Source organism: Laceyella sediminis, assembly GCF_003003125.1.
GTDB classification, from domain to species: domain Bacteria; phylum Bacillota; class Bacilli; order Thermoactinomycetales; family Thermoactinomycetaceae; genus Laceyella; species Laceyella tengchongensis.
Map to the genome: position 1 here is coordinate 44,279 of NZ_PVTZ01000002.1, position 19,075 is coordinate 63,353.

General features: G+C 52.4%; 22 protein-coding genes. 4 read left to right on the forward strand and 18 right to left on the reverse strand.

All coding sequences use genetic code 11. From position 1 onward, the window contains the following. The first annotated feature begins 7 nt into the window (after positions 1 to 7). The 4 genes from CLV36_RS02975 (at position 8) to clpP (ending at position 3,381) form a co-directional block, all read left to right on the forward strand. Positions 8 to 820, forward strand: coding sequence for an ABC transporter substrate-binding protein (locus CLV36_RS02975; protein WP_106341714.1), 813 nt, complete (start codon positions 8 to 10; stop codon positions 818 to 820). A gap of 2 nt (positions 821 to 822) precedes the next feature. Continuing rightward, positions 823 to 1,482 (forward strand): amino acid ABC transporter permease, encoded by a 660-nt coding sequence (locus CLV36_RS02980; RefSeq protein WP_106341885.1) that lies wholly within the window; start codon positions 823 to 825, stop codon positions 1,480 to 1,482. Continuing rightward, positions 1,479 to 2,204 (forward strand): amino acid ABC transporter ATP-binding protein, encoded by a 726-nt coding sequence (locus CLV36_RS02985; RefSeq protein ID WP_106341715.1) that lies wholly within the window; start codon positions 1,479 to 1,481, stop codon positions 2,202 to 2,204. Before CLV36_RS02980 ends, CLV36_RS02985 begins: the two co-directional genes overlap by 4 nt. A gap of 529 nt (positions 2,205 to 2,733) precedes the next feature. After that, positions 2,734 to 3,381 carry an ATP-dependent Clp endopeptidase proteolytic subunit ClpP gene (gene clpP / locus CLV36_RS02990; RefSeq protein WP_281257236.1) on the forward strand — a complete coding sequence of 216 codons (648 nt, stop codon included), beginning with the start codon at positions 2,734 to 2,736 and terminating at the stop codon, positions 3,379 to 3,381. A gap of 237 nt (positions 3,382 to 3,618) precedes the next feature. Here the strand turns inward: clpP and CLV36_RS02995 are convergent, their stop codons facing one another. From CLV36_RS02995 to hisZ, 18 genes are all read right to left on the reverse strand, one after another. After that, positions 3,619 to 3,975 (reverse strand): hypothetical protein, encoded by a 357-nt coding sequence (locus tag CLV36_RS02995; protein WP_054095760.1) that lies wholly within the window; start codon positions 3,973 to 3,975, stop codon positions 3,619 to 3,621. A 77-nt stretch (positions 3,976 to 4,052) separates the two neighbouring features. Beyond that, complete coding sequence (locus tag CLV36_RS03000; protein WP_022737548.1) at positions 4,053 to 4,721, reverse strand: hypothetical protein; 669 nt, start codon at positions 4,719 to 4,721, stop codon at positions 4,053 to 4,055. Positions 4,722 to 5,068: 347 nt separating this feature from the next. After that, positions 5,069 to 5,326, reverse strand: coding sequence for an HPr family phosphocarrier protein (locus tag CLV36_RS03005; RefSeq protein WP_022737547.1), 258 nt, complete (start codon positions 5,324 to 5,326; stop codon positions 5,069 to 5,071). 22 nt (positions 5,327 to 5,348) lie between these two features. Further along, positions 5,349 to 6,287, reverse strand: a complete 939-nt coding sequence (gene whiA / locus CLV36_RS03010; protein ID WP_106341716.1) for a DNA-binding protein WhiA — start codon at positions 6,285 to 6,287, stop codon at positions 5,349 to 5,351. Between the two features lie 14 nt (positions 6,288 to 6,301). Next, positions 6,302 to 7,306 carry a gluconeogenesis factor YvcK family protein gene (locus tag CLV36_RS03015; RefSeq protein WP_102993514.1) on the reverse strand — a complete coding sequence of 335 codons (1,005 nt, stop codon included), beginning with the start codon at positions 7,304 to 7,306 and terminating at the stop codon, positions 6,302 to 6,304. A 2-nt stretch (positions 7,307 to 7,308) separates the two neighbouring features. Then, complete coding sequence (rapZ, locus tag CLV36_RS03020) at positions 7,309 to 8,190, reverse strand: RNase adapter RapZ (RefSeq protein ID WP_106341886.1); 882 nt, start codon at positions 8,188 to 8,190, stop codon at positions 7,309 to 7,311. A gap of 41 nt (positions 8,191 to 8,231) precedes the next feature. Continuing rightward, positions 8,232 to 9,182 (reverse strand): ROK family glucokinase, encoded by a 951-nt coding sequence (locus CLV36_RS03025; RefSeq protein ID WP_106341717.1) that lies wholly within the window; start codon positions 9,180 to 9,182, stop codon positions 8,232 to 8,234. A 280-nt stretch (positions 9,183 to 9,462) separates the two neighbouring features. Then, the gene (locus CLV36_RS03030) at positions 9,463 to 9,786 is read right to left on the reverse strand and encodes a thioredoxin family protein (RefSeq protein ID WP_106341718.1); all 324 of its coding nucleotides are present in this window, start codon (positions 9,784 to 9,786) and stop codon (positions 9,463 to 9,465) included. 13 nt (positions 9,787 to 9,799) lie between these two features. Beyond that, complete coding sequence (locus tag CLV36_RS03035; RefSeq protein WP_181352798.1) at positions 9,800 to 11,431, reverse strand: tetratricopeptide repeat protein; 1,632 nt, start codon at positions 11,429 to 11,431, stop codon at positions 9,800 to 9,802. 371 nt (positions 11,432 to 11,802) lie between these two features. Continuing rightward, entirely contained in the window at positions 11,803 to 12,387 is a 585-nt protein-coding gene (locus CLV36_RS03040) for a hypothetical protein (protein WP_106341720.1), read from the reverse strand. Positions 12,388 to 12,599: 212 nt separating this feature from the next. Beyond that, positions 12,600 to 13,220, reverse strand: a complete 621-nt coding sequence (gene hisIE / locus CLV36_RS03045) for a bifunctional phosphoribosyl-AMP cyclohydrolase/phosphoribosyl-ATP diphosphatase HisIE (protein ID WP_245888273.1) — start codon at positions 13,218 to 13,220, stop codon at positions 12,600 to 12,602. Further along, positions 13,214 to 13,975, reverse strand: coding sequence for an imidazole glycerol phosphate synthase subunit HisF (gene hisF, locus CLV36_RS03050; RefSeq protein ID WP_106341721.1), 762 nt, complete (start codon positions 13,973 to 13,975; stop codon positions 13,214 to 13,216). The genes hisIE and hisF overlap by 7 nt, the downstream gene beginning before the upstream one ends. Next, on the reverse strand, positions 13,969 to 14,718 hold the full coding sequence (hisA, locus tag CLV36_RS03055) for a 1-(5-phosphoribosyl)-5-[(5-phosphoribosylamino)methylideneamino]imidazole-4-carboxamide isomerase (RefSeq protein WP_106341722.1): 750 nt from the start codon (positions 14,716 to 14,718) through the stop codon (positions 13,969 to 13,971). Before hisA ends, hisF begins: the two co-directional genes overlap by 7 nt. Continuing rightward, on the reverse strand, positions 14,719 to 15,336 hold the full coding sequence (hisH, locus tag CLV36_RS03060; RefSeq protein ID WP_181352799.1) for an imidazole glycerol phosphate synthase subunit HisH: 618 nt from the start codon (positions 15,334 to 15,336) through the stop codon (positions 14,719 to 14,721). After that, entirely contained in the window at positions 15,336 to 15,935 is a 600-nt protein-coding gene (gene hisB / locus CLV36_RS03065) for an imidazoleglycerol-phosphate dehydratase HisB (RefSeq protein ID WP_106341724.1), read from the reverse strand. The genes hisH and hisB overlap by 1 nt, the downstream gene beginning before the upstream one ends. Further along, a complete protein-coding gene (gene hisD, locus CLV36_RS03070; RefSeq protein ID WP_106341725.1) occupies positions 15,932 to 17,218 on the reverse strand; it encodes a histidinol dehydrogenase in 1,287 nt (428 codons plus the stop codon). The genes hisB and hisD overlap by 4 nt, the downstream gene beginning before the upstream one ends. Continuing rightward, entirely contained in the window at positions 17,215 to 17,847 is a 633-nt protein-coding gene (gene hisG, locus CLV36_RS03075) for an ATP phosphoribosyltransferase (RefSeq protein WP_106341726.1), read from the reverse strand. Before hisG ends, hisD begins: the two co-directional genes overlap by 4 nt. Next, a complete protein-coding gene (gene hisZ / locus CLV36_RS03080; RefSeq protein ID WP_106341727.1) occupies positions 17,825 to 19,021 on the reverse strand; it encodes an ATP phosphoribosyltransferase regulatory subunit in 1,197 nt (398 codons plus the stop codon). Before hisZ ends, hisG begins: the two co-directional genes overlap by 23 nt. Positions 19,022 to 19,075 lie beyond the last annotated feature (54 nt).

A 19,075-nucleotide genomic window follows, 5' to 3' on the forward strand; every position in this document is an offset into this window, starting at 1 on the left:
GGGTTTTATGTTTCGCAACTGTTTCATCTATTTTTTTCTGACGTGTTTCTGTTTCATTCCCATCGGCTGTTCCCCCGCCAAGCCTGCCGATCAATTGACGCTGGAAAAGGGAACCTTCTCCTTTGCGATGAGCGGCTTGTACAAACCGTTCAGTTACAGAGACTTTCAGCAAAACGGGAAAATCAGCGGGTTTGACGTGGAGATTGGCTATGCGTTGGCCAAAGAAATGGGTATGAAACCACGCCCCGTCACCACGCCTTGGGAAACCATCATCGCCGGGCTGGAGGCACGCAAATACGATGCGATTTTAGGTAGCATGGCGATCACAAAAAAGCGCGACCAAGCGGTGGACTTCACGGACCCTTACTACCGGTCGGGAGCGCAGGTCTTCGTGAAAAAAGAGAATCGCACTATCACGTCAATCAAAGATCTGAAAAACAAGACCATCGGCGTGGTGAAAGCGAGCACCTTCAAAGATGTGGCGTTGACTCACTCCCCATCGATCGTGGAATACACCAGCGACATCACGGCTTTGCAAGACTTGCCGACGGGACGCATCGATGCCGTCATCACCGATCAAGCGGTGGGGCTGTACGCCATGAAGCAAATGAAATTCCCTATTCAAACGGTTGGAGAGCCTCTGACGCTAGACAACATGGCCATTGCCGTGCACTCTGGAGACGAACGCTTGCGACAAAGGCTGAACCAAGCACTAGCTCAGATCATTGCAGATGGAACATATGAAAAAATCAGCCGCAAGTATTTTAATCGAAATATTTTGTCATCTAATGCCGAAAAGGAGGCCATTTCTAAACCATGACTTTGTTGGAGATTTTCCAAACCACCTTCATCGGCTTTAGCAAGGCCGCTTGGCAAACGGTATTGCTCACTTTTTGGTCGTTGCTGGTCGGAACGGCGATCGGCCTTGTGTTCGCTTTTTGCAAAATATCAAGCAACAAGTTATTAAACGGCCTCGCCCAATTGTACATCACCGTGATTCGCGGCACTCCCCTAATCGTCCAGATTTTTGCCATCTACTTCGGGCTGGCCGAGTTTATTGTCTTGGACTCTTTTACCGCAGGGGTCTTCGCGTTGGCCATCCACGCTGGCGCCTACATCGCTGAGATTTTTCGCGGCGCCATCCAAGCTGTTGACAGCGGCCAAATGGAAGCGGCCCGCTCTCTCGGCATGAGTTACTCGCTGGCCATGCGCCTCATCATTTTGCCCCAAGCTTTCCGACGATCCATTCCCCCCTTAGGCAATCAGTTTATCATCGGCTTGAAGGACTCCTCACTCGTTGCTTATATCGGCGGCACCGAACTATGGTCAGCCGGTCTGGGAGCTGCTGCCGACAATTTCAAGCAATTTGAGACGTACTTTATTAACGGCTTGTATTATTTAGCACTCATCCTGCTGTTCACTGGTCTGCTACGGCAACTAGAGCGGCGCCTTCAGGTGGAGAAAAGGGGGACACAAGGATGATTTCCATCAAAGGATTGGACAAATGGTATAACTCCCTGCACGTCTTGCGTGATATCAACTTGCAGGTGGATGAAGGAGAAGTGGTCGTCTTGATCGGCGCCAGCGGATCGGGTAAAAGCACCCTGCTCAGGTGTCTCAATCGCTTAGAGCGCGCCGATCGGGGGGAGATTCACATCCTGGGCCGGGAGATCAACCAGACAGACAAAGACTTGGACCAGCTACGGCAACAAGTCGGCATGGTGTTTCAACATTTTCATTTGTTTCCGCACATGACGGTGATCGAAAATGTGATAGAAGCCCCCATCCACGTGAAGAAGATGAACCGGCGCGCGGCGGAGCGCTTGGCGACAGAGCTCTTGCAGAAAGTAGGACTGGCTGATAAAATGCACAGCTATCCCCATTCACTGTCTGGTGGACAAAAACAACGGGTGGCCATCGCCCGCGCCTTAGCTATGCAACCACGGGTCATGCTGTTTGACGAGCCTACTTCCGCTTTGGACCCCGAGTTGGTGGGTGAAGTGCTTTCCGTCATGAAAGAGCTAGCTCAAGACGGAATGACGATGGTTGTGGTCACGCATGAAATGGGCTTCGCTCGCGAAGTGGCCGATAAAGTGGTTTATATGGACGAAGGGCGCATCATTGAACAAGGCACACCAGAACAGATATTTGGCGCGCCCCAAGAAGAACGAACCCAGCGCTTCGTGAGCCAGATCTACAATTGAGAAAGCCTGTAAGCCATCTGCCGCACCATTGCAAATGGGTTACAGACTTTTTCCCTTTTACCTGCACCAAGGAGAGATAACGAGAAGAACACGCCACATTTCGGATGAGGCCGCTTTCACAAATCGTCCGCACAATTGAACAATGGTGTTCAAATATCATTTACAACCAATATGATAGAATATCTCAATGTATCCAACAAAAATCATATCATCAGGAGAGAATCATCAATGGCAAGTTGGATAAAAAAATTTGGTTTGGCCTGTGCGGCCTTATTATTGCTCATCCCGATCGGCGTGTCGATAGAATGGTATTTTATCTCGTTATTTTTGCCTTAATCATCCAATTATCTCCATAAAAAATACAATCAAAGATTCATTATTGAAAGAGCGGATGCTCCCTTGCTGGGAGGCAATCCGCTTTTTTATGCGTGTGGTACCCACTCCTCTCGCGGGGATGGCGCCATGTATAATCTGGCCCTCTCTCATTTGACCTTTTTTGACCAATAGAGTATGATAAGGTTACACACCAATTTGCGAAAGAAAGGGGGAAGGGGGCTGTTCTGCTAAAACAGTCACCCAACAACAAATGAACCTAGTCCCTATTGTAGTAGAGCAATCCAATCGTGGTGAACGTTCATATGATATTTACTCCCGCTTGCTCAAAGACCGGATCATCCTCCTCGGCAGCCCTGTAACCGATGATGTGGCTAACCTGATTGTGGCCCAATTGCTGTTTTTGGCTGCCGAAGACCCGGAGAAAGATATTTCCCTGTACATCAATTCGCCGGGTGGTTCCATTACAGCCGGGATGGCCATTTATGATACCATGCAACTCATCCAACCTGACGTCTCCACCATCTGCGTCGGTATGGCAGCTTCCATGGGCGCTTTCTTGTTAGCTGCCGGTGCCAAAGGCAAGCGGTTCGCACTGCCCAACAGCGAAGTAATGATCCATCAACCGCTCGGCGGAGCAGAAGGGCAGGCTTCGGATATTGAGATCCGCGCTAAACGCATCATCCGCATGCGTGACAATCTCAACCGCCAACTGGCCGAATTCACAGGCCAACCATTGGAGAAAATCGAGCGCGACACAGACCGTGACAACTTCATGAGTGCGCAAGAAGCGCTCGAATATGGATTGGTTGACAAAATCTTGACTTCTACCAACCAACGGTAAAAAGTGCCTGTGGGGATTCTCCTCCCCCGGGCCTTTTTTCGTTTATCATAGAGTGGACACCAAATGAAAGGGAGATGCCTGATGCAAAACCGTCATGACCGTGCTTTATTCTGGGTATGCATGGCGATCGCCGCCATTATGGGCTTGTCCTTCCTCAGCAAGCTTTTCCACTGATTGATACAATCAGCCCAAAAAAGCACCTGATTCCCGAGAGAGATCAGGTGTTGATTTTCTTTGTCACGGGGTTTGTATCCAATTTTCCGGGGCGATGACTTTCACATGGACAGGGGTGACCGGTGAACCCATGTTCACCTTGTGGTAAACCCGATTCGCCAATATTCGGTATTGTTCCGGACGCCATCCCTTCTCCGGCAAAACCATCAAGATCACTTTGCGTCCATCGTACTCCATGCGCACATCGCGAACGCCCGGCACGTTCATCGCGATTTGCTTGAATTTGCTTTCTTGGAAACTGACGTAGCTGTATGAGTGGCTATCTTTATCAAGTCCAGTGCGCTCCGTCGGCTTTTCAAACCGTTGGCATCCTGTCAGCACCAGCACAACCATGCACAAAAAGATCCAACCTTTCCTCATGTGCTCACCTCCAGCCTTAGTGTTTGACTTGGTGAGCCGTTTATGCAAAAAAAGCCGCAGCTTTGCGCCGCGACTTTCTACACCCGGTTGATTGGACCATAATCCTCTGGCAGTAGCATTTGTTCCGTTAGTACGAGCACCCAGATGAAAATGAATACGAACACCGCCGACAGCGCCGGTTGGCCGAGCAAAACTGCACCGCCCCCTCCGATCATGACTAACAACAGTCCGATCAATAGCACGGGCCATCGCAGTTTGCGCCATACCAATATCCCCGATATGAGAAGCGGTACCAGCACCAATGCGCTTGCGCACGGAATTTGGGGTTGCACCGGCGCATAACGCAACAAGCCGCGTTCAACCACCGGCTCCATGTCAACCCACAAGATCTCCATAAAGATGCCCATCACCGTCACCACAAAGGTATATAAGTGATACAGCACCTGTACGAGCAGACTCTCTGTCCACTCCAGCCGCAAACGGCGCACAATATCTAACGCAACAAACACCAATGTTGGTGTGAGCAAGACATGGAACAAGGAACGAACCAAACTCAGGCCTTCCAACATATCACCTTCGCCAATCCAATTGCCGAGCGCCAAGATGGCGTTATCGTAGATCATCGCCAGTGTGATAAACATCAGCCAGTAGGTTCCCCAATAGGCCGACTCGCGAATAAAACGAAAACTCCAAATAAAAAGTGCAATATAGGCAACCGTAAGAATCGGATACAGAAAAACGTCCATAATTTCCTCCAATGGAACGTACATTCTCAAATTGTACTTTTTTCCTCTTCTGTTACTTCCATCTTATAAAAAAAGGCTCCCCCGTGACCGCGCCAATTGTGACATGATTGATACGGTTTGGGCATAGGCGTGTCTGTCTTTATCGGCCCAATCGGAAGAAAAGAGCCAATCATCGGCTCTTCAAGGCGCTACAGGCAAAGCAAAGCGGCCCATTGCTTCGTTGCTATCCGCTCATCCGCTTTGTCGGACGTCGCAACGGGCCTCTTCATTCACAGGTCGTCCCCACCGGCATGTGCGGACGACCTTTCAAGCATGGATGGCGCTCCCTTTGGAAGGCACGTACGTGTTCACTCTGACTTGCCGACCATTTCTGCCAGCACTTTCACCGCTTCTTCCTCATCGGAACCGTCCGCGATGATCGTGATTTCCGTGCCCCGGGACACCGCCAAGCTCATGATACCCATAATGCTCTTCGCATTCACTTTCTTCGTGCCTTTCACCACGAATACATCGGAGGCAAATTTGTTCGCTTCTTGCACAAACAGCGCCGCAGGGCGGGCGTGTAATCCCGTTTCCAATTGCACTACTACTTTTTTCTCTACCATCACACATTCCTCCTATGGTTACTCATTCCGCCTCGCGCAATTTGTGAGCCAGTTCATCCAACTTGCGCAAACGGTGGTTGATCGCTGATTTGCTCACTTTCCCACTCGGAAGAAGCTGCCCCAATTCAGCCAAGTTCACATCGGGATACTTCAACCTCGTCTCCGCCACTTCCTTCAAACGGTCGGGCAAATGATCCAGTCCCAGTACCTCTTCAATCAGGCGGATATTCTCGATCTGACGCATGGCCGCTTGAATCGTTTTGTTGAGATTGGCGGTCTCACAATTGACTAAGCGATTGACTGAGTTCCGCATATCCTTCAAAATCCTTGCGTCTTCAAAACGCAAGAGTGACGGGTGGGCTCCAATAATATTAAGGAATTCCCCAATCTTGTCCCCTTCTTTGATATAAACGACAAAACCTTTTTTTCGCTCAATGGTTTTGGCGTGCAACTGGAAATCATTCATCAACTGGCATAACGCTTCACTATGATCATAATACGTGGACACAATCTCCAGATGGTACGAGGCGCTGTCCGGATTGTTTACCGAACCTGCCGCCAAAAAAGCCCCCCGCAAATACGCCCGCTTGCAACAAGGTTCCGTGAACAGGTCCGGTGAAATCCCCGTCACCCGCTCCCACGATCCTTGTTTGAAAATGCAGAGATCAGCCAAAATCTCTTCTGTACGGGTCGATAAGCGAATCAGATACACATTGTTCTTTTTGAGGCGCACTTTTTTGCGGACGAGCACTTCGGGCTGCAACTGATACAATTTTTTGATCAAAGAGAAGACATATCTCGCTGTCGATGGGTTCTCAGTGATGAGATCAAGCACCAACGCTTTCTGCTTGACGTGCACGGAACCGTTCATTCTGATTAAGGCTGACAGCTCGGCACGCTTACAGCAATCATCTGATTCCAGTTGAGTCAATTCCTTTTTTATGGTGGAAGTAAACGACATACAGCATCCCTTCTTTATCCGCTTTGCCGCTGAGCCATGCGTTCGCGAATCAAACGAAGGATATGAGCACTGATTCGGTCTGCATCATGACGCAAAACAGACTGGTATAAAAGTAGATTATCGGCGACGGCATGGCAACCCAATTTGTTGATCCGTTCGATATCGGGTATCACCATGCGCTGTTTCTTTTTGGCGTACTGCCGTTGAATCTTGAGTGGCGGCACCTCGTTGTTGATGATGGCAACATCAAACAAGCGCTCGCCGACATGATCATAAATTGCCCGCAAATGATCGCTGGCCATAAAGCCATCCGTTTCCCCTGGTTGGGTCATGACATTGCACACATACACCTTGCACGCTTGGGAAGCGCGGATCGCTTCGCTCACATCCTTTACCAAGAGGTTGGGCAATATGCTGGTGTAAAGGCTTCCCGGCCCTGCGATGATGCCATCCGCCTCTTCGATCGCCCGCAACACGCCGTCCGAAGGTTTGGGGTCCTGCGGATTTAAAAACACCCGGCGTATACGTTTACCCGTTTTGGGAATTTGCGACTCGCCTTCAACAATCGTTCCATCCGTCATCTCCGCCATCAGGACAACATCCTGCTCGCTAGCCGGCAACACTTGTCCCCGCACGGCCAACACGCGACTCATCGCATTGACCGCTTTAGTGAAGTCACCAGTGATCTCGGTCATCGCCGCCAACATCAAATTCCCCAGTGCGTGCCCTTTTAATCCTTCTCCATTTTCAAACCGGTATTGCAACACGCTTTCCAAAAGAGGTTCCGTCTGGGCCAGGGCGACGAGCACATTCCGAATGTCGCCGGGAGGGGGCATCTGCAAATCGTTGCGCAAACGCCCGGAACTCCCCCCATCATCAGCGACCGTCACCACGGCAGTGATATCGATGGGCAATTTCTTCAAACCTCGCAAGATGACAGAGAGGCCCGTTCCCCCTCCAATGCATACGACTTTGGGGCGGGTGAACGATTCCCCATTGAAATTCTGTTTGCTCGCCACGCTTATCCGCCTTTCTCGATGTCTCGATGGGCTACCCGGCAATGAACTTGCTCTTTAAATTTCCCGCAGAACGCTTCAGCCAATGCCACAGATCGGTGCTTCCCTCCTGTACAACCGATCCCAACAACCAATTGTTGCTTGCCTTCACGTTGGTACTGCGGAATCAAAAACTGAAACAAATCCTCCATTTTCTCCATGAATTGCTTGGTTTCAGCCCACTTCATGACGTATTCTGCCACAGCGGCGTCCTTGCCGGTTTGTGGACGCAATGCATCCACATAGTGGGGGTTGGGGAGAAAACGCACATCAAACACCAAATCGGCGTCGATCGGTATACCATGCTTAAAACCGAACGACATAAAGGTGACCGCCATGTTGTTGGATTCCATGTGCAACAGGCGTCTCGCAATCTTTTCTTTTAATTCGGCCGGTTTGAGCCGGCTGGTGTCTATGATCTGATGCGCCCTGCCCTTCAGCTCTTCCAACAGCTTGCGCTCCTGGAGAATGCCTTCAAGGGGCGTGCCGTTGTGCGAGAGCGGATGGCGGCGCCTCGTCTCCTTATACCTTCGCACCAAAGTCTGGTCATCCGCATCCAAAAACAAGATTTGATGCTGAATGCCATGCCATTGTTCAAGTTGGTTCAACGCTTCAAACAAGGAGGAGAAGAATTCCCTCCCTCTTAAATCGATCACCAAGGCCACCCGGTTCAAATTCCCTTGGGACTGCTCCAACAACTCCGCAAACTTGGGTAATAAGACAGGCGGCAGATTGTCAACGCAGAAAAACCCATTATCCTCTAAACTTTGCATCGCGACGGATTTACCCGCCCCGGACATCCCGGTGATGACAACAAGCTTTCCTTCTTTGCTTTTATTCACAGCCATCACCTCTAATTCCATCTCAACTGGTTATCATCTATTATACCTTATTTTCGCTCGCGTGCTAAAAGTCCGGCGGCCCCAATGTAACCGGCCCGGTTCCCCAACTGAGCCAACACCACATCCACCCCTTGTCGGGCATTGGGCTGCGTCCGCTTAGCATACGCTTCGCGAAGCGGCTGTATCAGCGCTTCTCCGGCATAGGAAACCCCGCCTCCGATGATGAAACGCGCCGGGTTTAACACCACGGACAAGGCTGACATCGCCTGCGCCAAAGCATCAATCGCTCGTTTCTTCACTTCCAGCGCCACCGCATCCCCGGCTGCCGCCGCCGCAAAAATCTCTTTGGTTCCGACTTTCTCCACATCCGCCAACACCGTGCTCCGTCCGGCTACAATCGCTTCATTGGCCATGCGTACCATCCCCGTGGCGGAAGAGAAGGTTTCCAAGCATCCCCGCATGCCGCAGTTGCACGGATGGCCTTCAGGGTCGATGGTCATGTGCCCCACTTCCCCTGCAAAGCCGTATCTGCCATGCAACAATTGGCCATCCAGAATAAGGCCGCCACCTACTCCGGTTCCCAAGGTAATGCACACCACATCATCCACGCCGGCACCGGCTCCACACCAAGCTTCACCCAGAGCGGCCACATTGGCGTCATTGTCAATTTTGACCGGAATTTGCCAGGCTTCTTCGAGCAACCGGCGAATCGGCACTTCTTCATGCCAACCAAGATTGGTCAGCTGTTTGACAACACCCGCCTTCACATCCAAAAATCCAGGCAGGCCAACACCCACTCCCGCTACATCAGCCCAGCGGAGTCCCGCTTCCTTAGCCAATTCGCGCGCATGGGAAACCATCCGGCCGATGACGCCGTCAACGCCCTCTTGCGCAAGCGTGGGTTTTTCCATTTCCAACACCGTGTTGCCGTGACTGTCCACCAGCCCCAGTTTCATGCTTGTCCCACCGAGGTCAATGCCAATCCATCGTTTTCCCATTGCTGACACCTCAATTGTTGTTCGAAAATAATCTATTTTAACATTGATTCCGTGATTTCTCAACAAAAATTGAATCCGTTTACACCTTTAACGATAAGAATAACACAAAAATCGGGGAGCCGCACCCGCGGACTTCTCGACACAAAAAAAGCCGCTGACATCGCCCAGGTCAACGGCTTCAACGCAGTGATCCCTTTATATTCAAGGGGGCTTTTTGCTCTTTTAGCTTAATGCTTGCATTTGTGTTCTGTGTGTTTGTTTATTTAATAATTGGTTAAAATTATTTTCCATCGATATAGTCTTGCAAGAAAGCATCGATTTGTTCTTTCGTTTTGGCAAAGCGACTCGGCAACCGCCCCACTTCTTTGCCTCCCTCAAACACGATGAAAGTCGGAATGCCTTTCACGCCGTATTCTTCAGCAACCTCGCGCGCTTCATCCACATCGATTTCGGCAAAAGTCATGTGGTCGGCAAATTTCTGTGCCAATTCGGGCATGTCCGGCGCAACCCGCTTGCAATCCACGCACCAGTCTGCACTAAACTCAACCACTTTCTTGCCTTCCGTGATAAAGTCAGCAAAGCTTTCTTGATTTAATTTTTGCATCCCATGTTCCTCCTTAATCAAAGCAGCGTTGCGACAATGGACCCAGCAACTTCACGTAACGGGACACGGATGAAAGCGAGACTTGATACTTCTCAGCCACTTCTTTCTGCGTGATCCGAACGCCCAAGTGCTTAGACACCAAGTACTCCAGCGCAGCAGCCCAACCTTCGGCTTTTCGCAACTGCCGCCATTGCCCTTCATGTTCATCCCGCACCAGCATCCACAATCGTTCCACAGCTTGTTTCATCTCTGCAGATGCATCGGACATGTGGGACAAGCAGCATGCTAAGATCTGCCGACCCGCCTCTGCTCGCGGGGGCACGTCCCCTTTTAGCCGCAACAAAATCGCCTCCGCCAACTTCTTCAGCTCTGGCTCTAGGCCTTCTTGTCGTATGAACTGCTCCAACAAGCGCGACACTTCTTCGTCGGCGATCCAACCAAGCAGATTCAGCACCTGGCGTTTGGTTTCAAAGTCGCCACGACTCAAGGCCCAGAAAAAAGAAGAGCGGATCAGCGGGTTCCCTTTCCACTGCTCCAGCAACGCTTGATCAGAAGCTAAGTCTTGCAAGCGCAAGTACTGCTCCTCAAACGGCAGTTGATAATGATATTGGAGTTTGGGCAACGGCTCCTGATCAATCAACTCTTGGGCATGGATAAGATGAAAAGCAGGAACATCCTCTTCTGGGGCCAGCTTAACCGCGCGACGCCAGTAACTTAAAGCCCGCGTCGGGTTCCCGTTGTTCCAGGCAGCCACCGCGGCATAATGGTACAAGCTGACTGTCTGCGCGTCATCATATTTCACCAAGCGCGCAAACAGTTCGTAAGCCACGGCGTGTTCGCCCAAAATCCCCAGCGTGGTCGCCAGCTTGCAGGCGTGTTCTTGATTCAGGGGAATCAGCTTCTTCAACATGTCGATGATCAACGTACTGATTTCCGTCTCCCCCATATGTTGGGACAAGACCGCCAAATTACATAGGGCGTGCAAATTGTTGGGATCCATCTCCAGCACTTCGCTGATGGCCGCCAAGGCCTGCTCCATCTCCCCGATATAATAATACGCGAGAGCCAAGTTGTTGCGGGCCGCCAAGAAATCAGGATACTCCTCTAACATATCCTCCATCATTTGAATCGCCTGCAAAAAGCGACCCTGTTCTAGATGTTGGCGGGCTTCTTCATGTTGTTGCACATGAATCGGCTGATGGGGTGGCAACGGCTCCCGGGGTGGACGCCCCAATTCCTGCGCCAACATCACCAGCATTTCTTCCGCCTCCTCCGCAAATTCCCCATCGGGATCATGCTGGAGGTATTCGAGCAAATAATCTTCGGCCAACTCCAGATCTCCCATGTTGGCCGCATTATTCGCCATATAAAACAGGCATTCATGCAGGTCAGGCGCAACCGTGTTAAGGACATGCTCCAACACTTCATTCGACTCTTCAAAGCGGCCCAACTCTGACAAAATCCCCGCCAAATTGCAGTGGTTAATCGGATTGTCCGGTTCTTTCTCCATCGCCAGACGGAAATACTTGACCGCGCGATCGTACCGGTGGCGATCCAACGAACGCACCGCCCGCTCAAAAAAGAATCCGGCATCCATATTCAAACGAACAACTTTTTTATTTAAGCCAACTTGTGTTTTTTTCATATTTTCCCTCCAACCAGCACTTCTGTCAAAGCTGGTGGTCTGACGCCTGCGCCAGAGCATCGTTATTTGGCGCAAAACGGGTGCGCCGGGACAATCTCTTGGGTTCAGGAACATTATAACCCAAGTCGACGGCAAATACGACGGGAACGTTCCCCCTTCGCCAAAGAACCCCGTTTGGTCGGTGTTTGGCGTTACATTTCGAACCACTTCTCGCCCTACGTCTGGACATGATGAACCCAAGCTCTTTTTAGCGCGGAAAACATGTTAGCGGCTCCAAAACCATCCCTCTTTTGCTTCGCTTGCCTCTTAGCGCCCATCAGGAAAGGTTTTTTCGCCGCTTCGATCGGTCAGCTTGATACATCAAAAATCCTTTACTCATCTTTCACCACTTTGACCACATTGTCAGCGTTTTCAGGCTTGTATCCTTTAATTCGGCCCACCTGCTCCCACACTCTCATCCCCACATACTCCCCATCATCAAACCATTGCCCCAACAGGTTCAAGGTATACGGTGTGTAGAGAGAATCGCGGAAAATGACGCGTAAGTAAAAGCCGCTTTTGTCATTTAGTCCATAATCTTTGAGCATCAGTACCAAATCAGTCAATGAAATTTTACAAATGAGGAAATTTCCCGGCGGCAAGGATTGCGGAATGTCACTTTCCATAAATGTCTGCGGCAAAGGCACACGAATGGAACCATGATCATTCTCAAAAATGATCAGACTGTGCACATTCATGACGTAGATGGAGATCGGCTTCTGATTGACCGCCCGCACCACAAGGTACTCCTTCTCTTCTTCGATCAAGGTCCAAACTAATTCTAATGAAGGCCTAATCGCATCACGCGCTTCTCTGGTTTGTTGCAACGCCACCCATACAGCCGCCACGGTGGCTATCGCACCAGCCCATTGCCCGATTGCTCCCCACATTTCCCAATTGAGATACCACGGTTCCATCCCTAGCCCCCCTCACATCCCATTAATAAATTATAAAAAAAACATTATTCATAAAATTATTTTATCACATATTTCATCCCACTTGGTCTTTTTGTCACATCCTGTTCACATCCCTCGCCTTTTTTTGGCAAACTCTGCGGTTGATTTCATAAAAAAAGCCACTCCTTGCATAGAGTGGCAATCCATTCATAAACGATCAGCGCCGCCAGGCCTCATTTTCCGTGCCGTTCACGCAATTCCGCCAGAACATCGCCAAACGGCAAATCTTTTTCTCGCAACAAAACAAGCAAATGATACAGCAAGTCGGCGGCTTCATATCGCAACTCTGCCTGCCCTTCATTCTTGGCGGCAATGATCACCTCCGCCGCCTCCTCACCCACTTTTTTCAGAATTTTATCGATCCCTTTATCAAACAAATAAGTCGTATAAGAGCCTTCCGGACGTTCCAGCTGGCGCTCGGCGATCACTGTTTCCAACTGGGTGAGAATCGATTCGGGCTCCGGCTTGTCCGCTTCTCCTCCGAAACAACTGGCGCTTCCCGTGTGGCAGGCCGGTCCATGCGGTTCAACTTGAACCAACAGCGCATCCTGATCGCAATCGCTACTTACCGCGATCACTTTTTGCGTATGTCCGGATGTGGCGCCTTTATGCCATAGCGCTTGCCGCGATCGGCTGAAGAACCATGTTTCCCCGGTCTCAAGCGTCTTGTCTAACGATTCCCTGTTCATATAAGCCAAGGTGAGCACCTGCTTGGTGCGCCCATCCTGCACGATCGCCGGAATTAATCCGTCCGTGCCAAATTTTAACTCGCTCGGATCCACATTGACTAACACCGCACCTCCACCCCTTTCTCCACAAGCGCCTGTTTCACTTCGCAAATTGTAAGTTCCCGGAAGTGGAAGACGGAAGCAGCCAATGCCGCCGCTGCATCGGTTTTGACAAACACTTCCACGAAATGCGCGGTTTCCCCCGCTCCTCCGGATGCGATCACGGGAACGTTGACCGATTGGCAAATTTGATCCAACAGGGGCACGTCAAACCCGTTTTTATGCCCATCCCGATCCATGCTTGTAAGCAGGATTTCCCCTGCCCCGCGGGCAACCGCTTCTTGAGCCCAATCCACCGCGCGCATGTCGGTCTTCTGTCTCCCACCGTGGGTGTATACCACCCAATCCCGCCACTCGTCATCATATTTGGCGTCGATCGCCACGACGATGCACTGGTTTCCAAAGCGAGCTGCCCCTTCGGTAATCAAATCTGGGTTTAAGACAGCGGACGTATTGATGGACACCTTGTCCGCGCCGGCCCGCAACAGGGCCGTCATCTCTTCCACGCTACTGATCCCGCCCCCAACGGTGAACGGGATCGTCAATTCTGCCGCCGCCCGTTCAACCACATGGAGCATCGTCTTGCGTCCTTCAACGGTGGCAGAGATATCGAGAAACACCAATTCATCAGCCTGTTCCCGATCATACTGTGCCGCCAACGCTACCGGATCCCCCGCATCCCGCAGATGATTGAAGGAAACCCCTTTGACCACACGGCCGTCTTTCACGTCCAAACATGGAATGATCCGTTTCGTCAGCATCTTCGCCTTACCCCCCCTCGTGTCACGCGGAACGCCTCCGCCAATGGGATTGCCCCCGTATAAATCGCTTTGCCGACGATCGCTCCGGTAACCCCTTCCGCTTCGCACTCTCTCAATTCGTTCAGCTCCGCCAATGAGCGAACGCCACCAGAAGCAATGACCGCTTTGCCTGTGGCCCGAGCCAATTCTCGCACCGCAGTGAGATTGGTGCCCGACAGCATGCCATCCCGTTCAATGTCTGTAAAGATGAACGTCTCCGCTCCATGCTCTGCCATCTCTTGCGCCAATTCGGCCGCTGTCACCGTCTGGGTTCGCAGCCAACCATGGGTGGCGATCATGCCACCGCGTGCGTCCAACCCAACAGCAATTTTGGAACCCATGCGCCGCAGAGAGGCTTTGACAAACGCCGGTTGCTCGATCGCCGCCGATCCGATCACCACCCGGGCGACCCCAGCTGCGAGCAAACGCTCCAGACTGGCTTCATCCCGAATGCCACCGCCCACTTGCACTGGGATGGGGGATTGCTTTACCAACTCGTGAATGAGCGGAAAGTTGACCAATTCTCCGGTTCTGGCCGCATCGAGATCAACCACGTGTACCCACGTTGCCCCCGCGTCGACAAAGCGCTTCAGCACATCCAGCGGATCATGCCCATATACGGTTTCTTGCGCGTAATCCCCTTGAATCAGGCGGACGCATTTCCCGCCCCGAATGTCGATGGCTGGATAGATGGTAAAAGTCATTTACACATGCACCCCCTGATTGGCGATCCGGGCGAACCGATCCAACAGCCCCAACCCAAGCTTGCCGCTTTTCTCCGGATGAAACTGCATACCGTAAATCTGGTTGCGGTTAATGATCGCCGTGACGGGTTGGTGATAATCGGTAGTGGCGATCACATCCTCCGGGTTGGCCGCCTTGACGTGGAAGGAGTGGACAAAATACACATGCCCTTCTTCCAATCCGCGGAACAGGGGATGGGGAAACTTAAACGACAGCCAGTTCCAGCCCATGTGAGGAATCCGATAATCACCGGTGAACTTAACCACATGACCCGGCAACAAATTTAACCCTTGATGCAAGCCATGCTCATCACTGCTTGTGAACAACAGTTGCATGCCGAGGCAAATCCCCAGCAATGGCTTGCCCCCCAACGCCGCTTTTTTTATGGCGGCAACTAAGCCGCGCGCCTCCAATTCGCGCATCGCATCACCAAACGCGCCCACTCCGGGCAAAATGACGCCGGATGCGCATTCGATTTCATCTGGATCGGAGGTGATGATGCAGGTATGCCCCAGCCGCTCCAATGCCTTGGACACACTATGCAAATTTCCCATCCCGTAATCAATGATGGCAATCATCATAAAACCCCTTTCGTCGATGGCACCCCCTGGACGCGCGGATCGTAGCTGGACGCTTCATCCAAGGCCCGGCCAAACGCCTTGAAGCACGCTTCGATCATATGGTGCGTGTTCCGGCCGTAGTGAACGATCACATGCAGCGTCATCCGCGCTTCCAGTGCCAACTTCCAAAAAAACTCATGCACCAATTCGGTGTCAAACTCCCCTACGCGCGGTTGTGGGAATTCCCCACGAAAAACGAAGTGCGGGCGGTCGGACAAATCAAGCACCACTTGCGCCAAGGCTTCGTCCATTGGCACATACGCCGCACCGTAGCGCTTGATTCCACGCTTATCAGCGAGCGCTTCCCTGATTGCCCGCCCTAAGCAAATGCCGATGTCTTCGACCGTGTGATGGGCGTCGATTTCCAAATCACCGCGCGCTTTCACTTCCAAGTCCATTTGCCCATGTTTGGCGAGCAACGTCAACATGTGTTCTAAAAATGGAACTCCTGTATCCAGTTTGACATGTCCCTGACCGTCTAGGTTGCATGTCAGGGCAATGTCCGTCTCAGCCGTTGTCCGGGTGACCGTTGCCGCCCGCGCTTGCCGTTCACTCATCTGCCTTTCGCCCCTTCCCGTTCCAACCTCACTCGGATCGCCGCGGCATGGGCTCCCAACCCTTCCGCTTCAGCCAATGCCATTGCCTGCGGGCCGTCCCGCAGAAGCGCCTCTTTGCCATAACAGAGCAAACTGGATTTCTTGAGGAAGTGATCCACGCCCAGCGGGGAGAAGAAACGAGCCGTACCCGCCGTCGGTAACACATGATTGGGCCCAGCCACATAATCCCCGAGCGGTTCAGTGCTGTAAGGGCCGAGGAAAACCGCTCCGGCATGCCGAATCCGCCCCAATAGACCCCATGGGTCAGCGACCATCAACTCCAGATGCTCTGGAGCCAGCTGGTTGCTTAGTTCGGTCGCTTCCTGCAAGTCGCCGACAACAGTGATCGCCCCATACTTCTCCAGTGCCGTTTGCGCAATCCGGCCCCGTTCCAACCGCTTGCATTGACGCGCCACCTCGGTTTGCACGTTGGTAGCCAAATCAGCAGAAGTGGTTATCAAAATAGCGGAGGAATCCTCCCCATGCTCCGCTTGCGACAGCAGATCGGCCGCTACAAACACAGGGTCTGCCGTCTCATCGGTAATCACCACGATCTCACTTGGCCCGGCGACGCTGTCGATGTCCACTTCCCCAAAGACCAGTTGCTTAGCCAGTGCGACAAAGCGGTTGCCCGGCCCCACGATCTTATCCACTTTTGGTACCGATGCCGTTCCGTAGGCCAAAGCGGCCACGGCTTGAGCCCCACCCACTTTCACAACCTGGTTCACACCGGCAACCGTGGCTGCGGCCAATGTGGCTGCTGGTATCGAGCCATCCGGTTGCGGCGGAGTCACCATAACTACTTCCTTCACTCCCGCAACCACGGCCGGAATCACATTCATCAGCACCGTGGAGGGGTAAACCGCCCGGCCGCCTGGCACATAGACACCCACGCGTTCTAGTGGGTGAACCCGTTGCCCCAATATCGTGCCATCTGCTTCTTCCATGATCCACGAGGCAGTCAGCTGTTTCTCATGAAAACGGCGAATCCGCTCTGCGGCGTGGCGAAGCGCGGTCATCAGCTTCGGCTCCACCGCCTGTACAGCCTCGGCAAGCTCTGCTTCTTCTACATGAAGCGAATCCAACTCCACCCCGTCAAATTGTTTGGTGAACGCCACCAGTGCCTGATCCCCTTCTTCCTTGACGCTGGTGATGATCTTCCGCACCGTTGCAACCTCTTCATCGCTAAATTCCGCCCGCTTCCGCTTTCTTAAAAGCGCCTCGCGCCCCACTATTTCTATCATGCAGACACCTCCCCTTCCACAGCTTTGCCCAACCGCTCAGCCAACGTCTGAATAGCTTCCCGCTTCAAACGGTAGCTCACTTGATTGGCGATTAGCCGCGCCGTAACCTCCGTAATTCGCTCCAGCTCAACCAAGCCATTCTCCCTCAAGGTTTTGCCCGTCGACACGATATCGACGATCCGCTCTGCCAACCCCGTCAGCGGCGCTAATTCGACCGAACCATTGAGGAAGATCACCTCTACCTGTTGCCCCCGCTCTTTGAAATAACGTTCGGCAATGCGGGGGTATTTCGTCGCCACCCGTGGGTAAAGCGCCGGTTCGGCACCTGGTTTGCCCGCAACCGCCAATCGGCAGGGGCTGATGCGCAAATCGAGGAGTTCATACACTTCCCGGGCAGCTTCGAGCAAAACATCCTTTCCCACGATCCCCAAGTCGGCCACACCGTATTCCACATAAGTCGGCACATCCATCGGTTTGGCTAAGAAAAGGGTGAACCCCTGTTCAGGCAAGGCAAATACCAACTTGCGTGAAGATGTGAACCATTCGCTTGGAAACACATAGCCCCCTCTCGCAAACAGCGGAATCAATTCTTCTAACACCCGCCCTTTAGGCAGAGCAATCGTCAACACGTCGCACGCCCCCCTTCTCATCCAATAGCAGGACTTGCTTCGCTTTCCGCCGCATCCGTGCCTCGTCCCGCTCGCTTCGCCACACCTCGGCGATCACCCGGTTTCCTTCGTTGCGCAATTTTTCCGCAAGGGCCATAGCCGGGCGCATCGCGGCGGGAGGATACAAAACGCCCACGCACCTCGTTTCAGGAACTTCCAACTTGCCGCTGGCCATCAATCGGTCCAACGTGATGGCGAATCCCGTCGCGGGCATCGGCTTGGAAAAACGCTCATACAATCTGTCATACCGACCGCCGCTAAACAACGGAAACGCCTGTCCGCTCCCCATGCCCTCAAAATAAACGCCGGAATAATACCCCAAGTTCCCAACCAAGCAAGGGTCAAACACCAAATACTCGCCAAACCCGTAGGCTTCCAGACATGCGCGGCACGCTTCCAGGTAAGCGACTGCTTGCAAAACTGTTTCGCTTCGGGTTCGTTTCGCCAGTTCCTTCATCCCCTCGGAACCTTTATCCACATGCAGAAGAAAAAGGACTTCCTGCTTAGCCTGTTGCGGAAGTGGACTGTTGTTCACAATTTCCTGAAACCCGACTAAGTCCCGCTCCCCCAACTTTTCTTTCAATTGTTCCAATACCGACTCGTCAGATATCCGCTCCCGCAAGAAACCGTCCAGCAGGGCAGTGTGACCGAACGCCAATTGGAAATCTTCCACTTCGCATGCCCGCATACAATCGAGGGCCAGCGCCATCACCTCGGCATCGGCTGCCGGCCCTTCCAAACCTACCAACTCCACGCCCGATTGAAACCACTCCGCTTGCCGTCCGGCTTCCACTTCTTGGGCTCGGAACACGCGGGCATGGTAACACAAGCGCAGGGGCAATGGCTCATCTTTAAGCAAGCTGGCCGCCATCCGAGCGATGGGAGCAGTCTGGTCAGGACACAGCACCAATGCATGGCCTTCCCGATCCAAACATTTGAACATGCGCGATTCCGAAATCGCACTCGCGCGGCCGACCGTCTCAAAAAACTCCAGTGTCGGGGTGCATACTTCCTCATAACCCCATGCGGAAAACCGGGCGTGCACTCGTTCTTCAAACCGCCGCTTCCGCGCTGCCAGCTTCGGCGGCAAGTCCCGGAATCCCATGGGCTTTTCAAACTCTCGCGGTTTTTCCATCGGTCTCTCCTTCGCGCTTCATCTTATTATCACGTTACCAAACTAAAGTGTTTT

Coding starts and splice junctions, on each gene's coding strand:
- CLV36_RS03040 (WP_106341720.1), bottom strand. CDS start 12,387: ATGGAACCGTGGTATCTCAATTGGGAAATGTGGGGAGCAATCGGGCAA.
- CLV36_RS03035 (WP_181352798.1), bottom strand. CDS start 11,431: ATGAAAAAAACACAAGTTGGCTTAAATAAAAAAGTTGTTCGTTTGAAT.
- hisD (WP_106341725.1), bottom strand. CDS start 17,218: ATGATAGAAATAGTGGGGCGCGAGGCGCTTTTAAGAAAGCGGAAGCGG.
- CLV36_RS02975 (WP_106341714.1), top strand. CDS start 8: ATGTTTCGCAACTGTTTCATCTATTTTTTTCTGACGTGTTTCTGTTTC.
- whiA (WP_106341716.1), bottom strand. CDS start 6,287: ATGTCGTTTACTTCCACCATAAAAAAGGAATTGACTCAACTGGAATCA.
- CLV36_RS03000 (WP_022737548.1), bottom strand. CDS start 4,721: ATGGACGTTTTTCTGTATCCGATTCTTACGGTTGCCTATATTGCACTT.
- rapZ (WP_106341886.1), bottom strand. CDS start 8,190: ATGGCTGTGAATAAAAGCAAAGAAGGAAAGCTTGTTGTCATCACCGGG.
- hisB (WP_106341724.1), bottom strand. CDS start 15,935: ATGAGTGAACGGCAAGCGCGGGCGGCAACGGTCACCCGGACAACGGCT.
- hisF (WP_106341721.1), bottom strand. CDS start 13,975: ATGCTGACGAAACGGATCATTCCATGTTTGGACGTGAAAGACGGCCGT.
- hisZ (WP_106341727.1), bottom strand. CDS start 19,021: ATGGAAAAACCGCGAGAGTTTGAAAAGCCCATGGGATTCCGGGACTTG.
- hisH (WP_181352799.1), bottom strand. CDS start 15,336: ATGATTGCCATCATTGATTACGGGATGGGAAATTTGCATAGTGTGTCC.
- CLV36_RS03030 (WP_106341718.1), bottom strand. CDS start 9,786: ATGCAAAAATTAAATCAAGAAAGCTTTGCTGACTTTATCACGGAAGGC.
- hisA (WP_106341722.1), bottom strand. CDS start 14,718: ATGACTTTTACCATCTATCCAGCCATCGACATTCGGGGCGGGAAATGC.
- CLV36_RS03005 (WP_022737547.1), bottom strand. CDS start 5,326: ATGGTAGAGAAAAAAGTAGTAGTGCAATTGGAAACGGGATTACACGCC.
- CLV36_RS02985 (WP_106341715.1), top strand. CDS start 1,479: ATGATTTCCATCAAAGGATTGGACAAATGGTATAACTCCCTGCACGTC.
- CLV36_RS03025 (WP_106341717.1), bottom strand. CDS start 9,182: ATGGGAAAACGATGGATTGGCATTGACCTCGGTGGGACAAGCATGAAA.
- CLV36_RS02995 (WP_054095760.1), bottom strand. CDS start 3,975: ATGAGGAAAGGTTGGATCTTTTTGTGCATGGTTGTGCTGGTGCTGACA.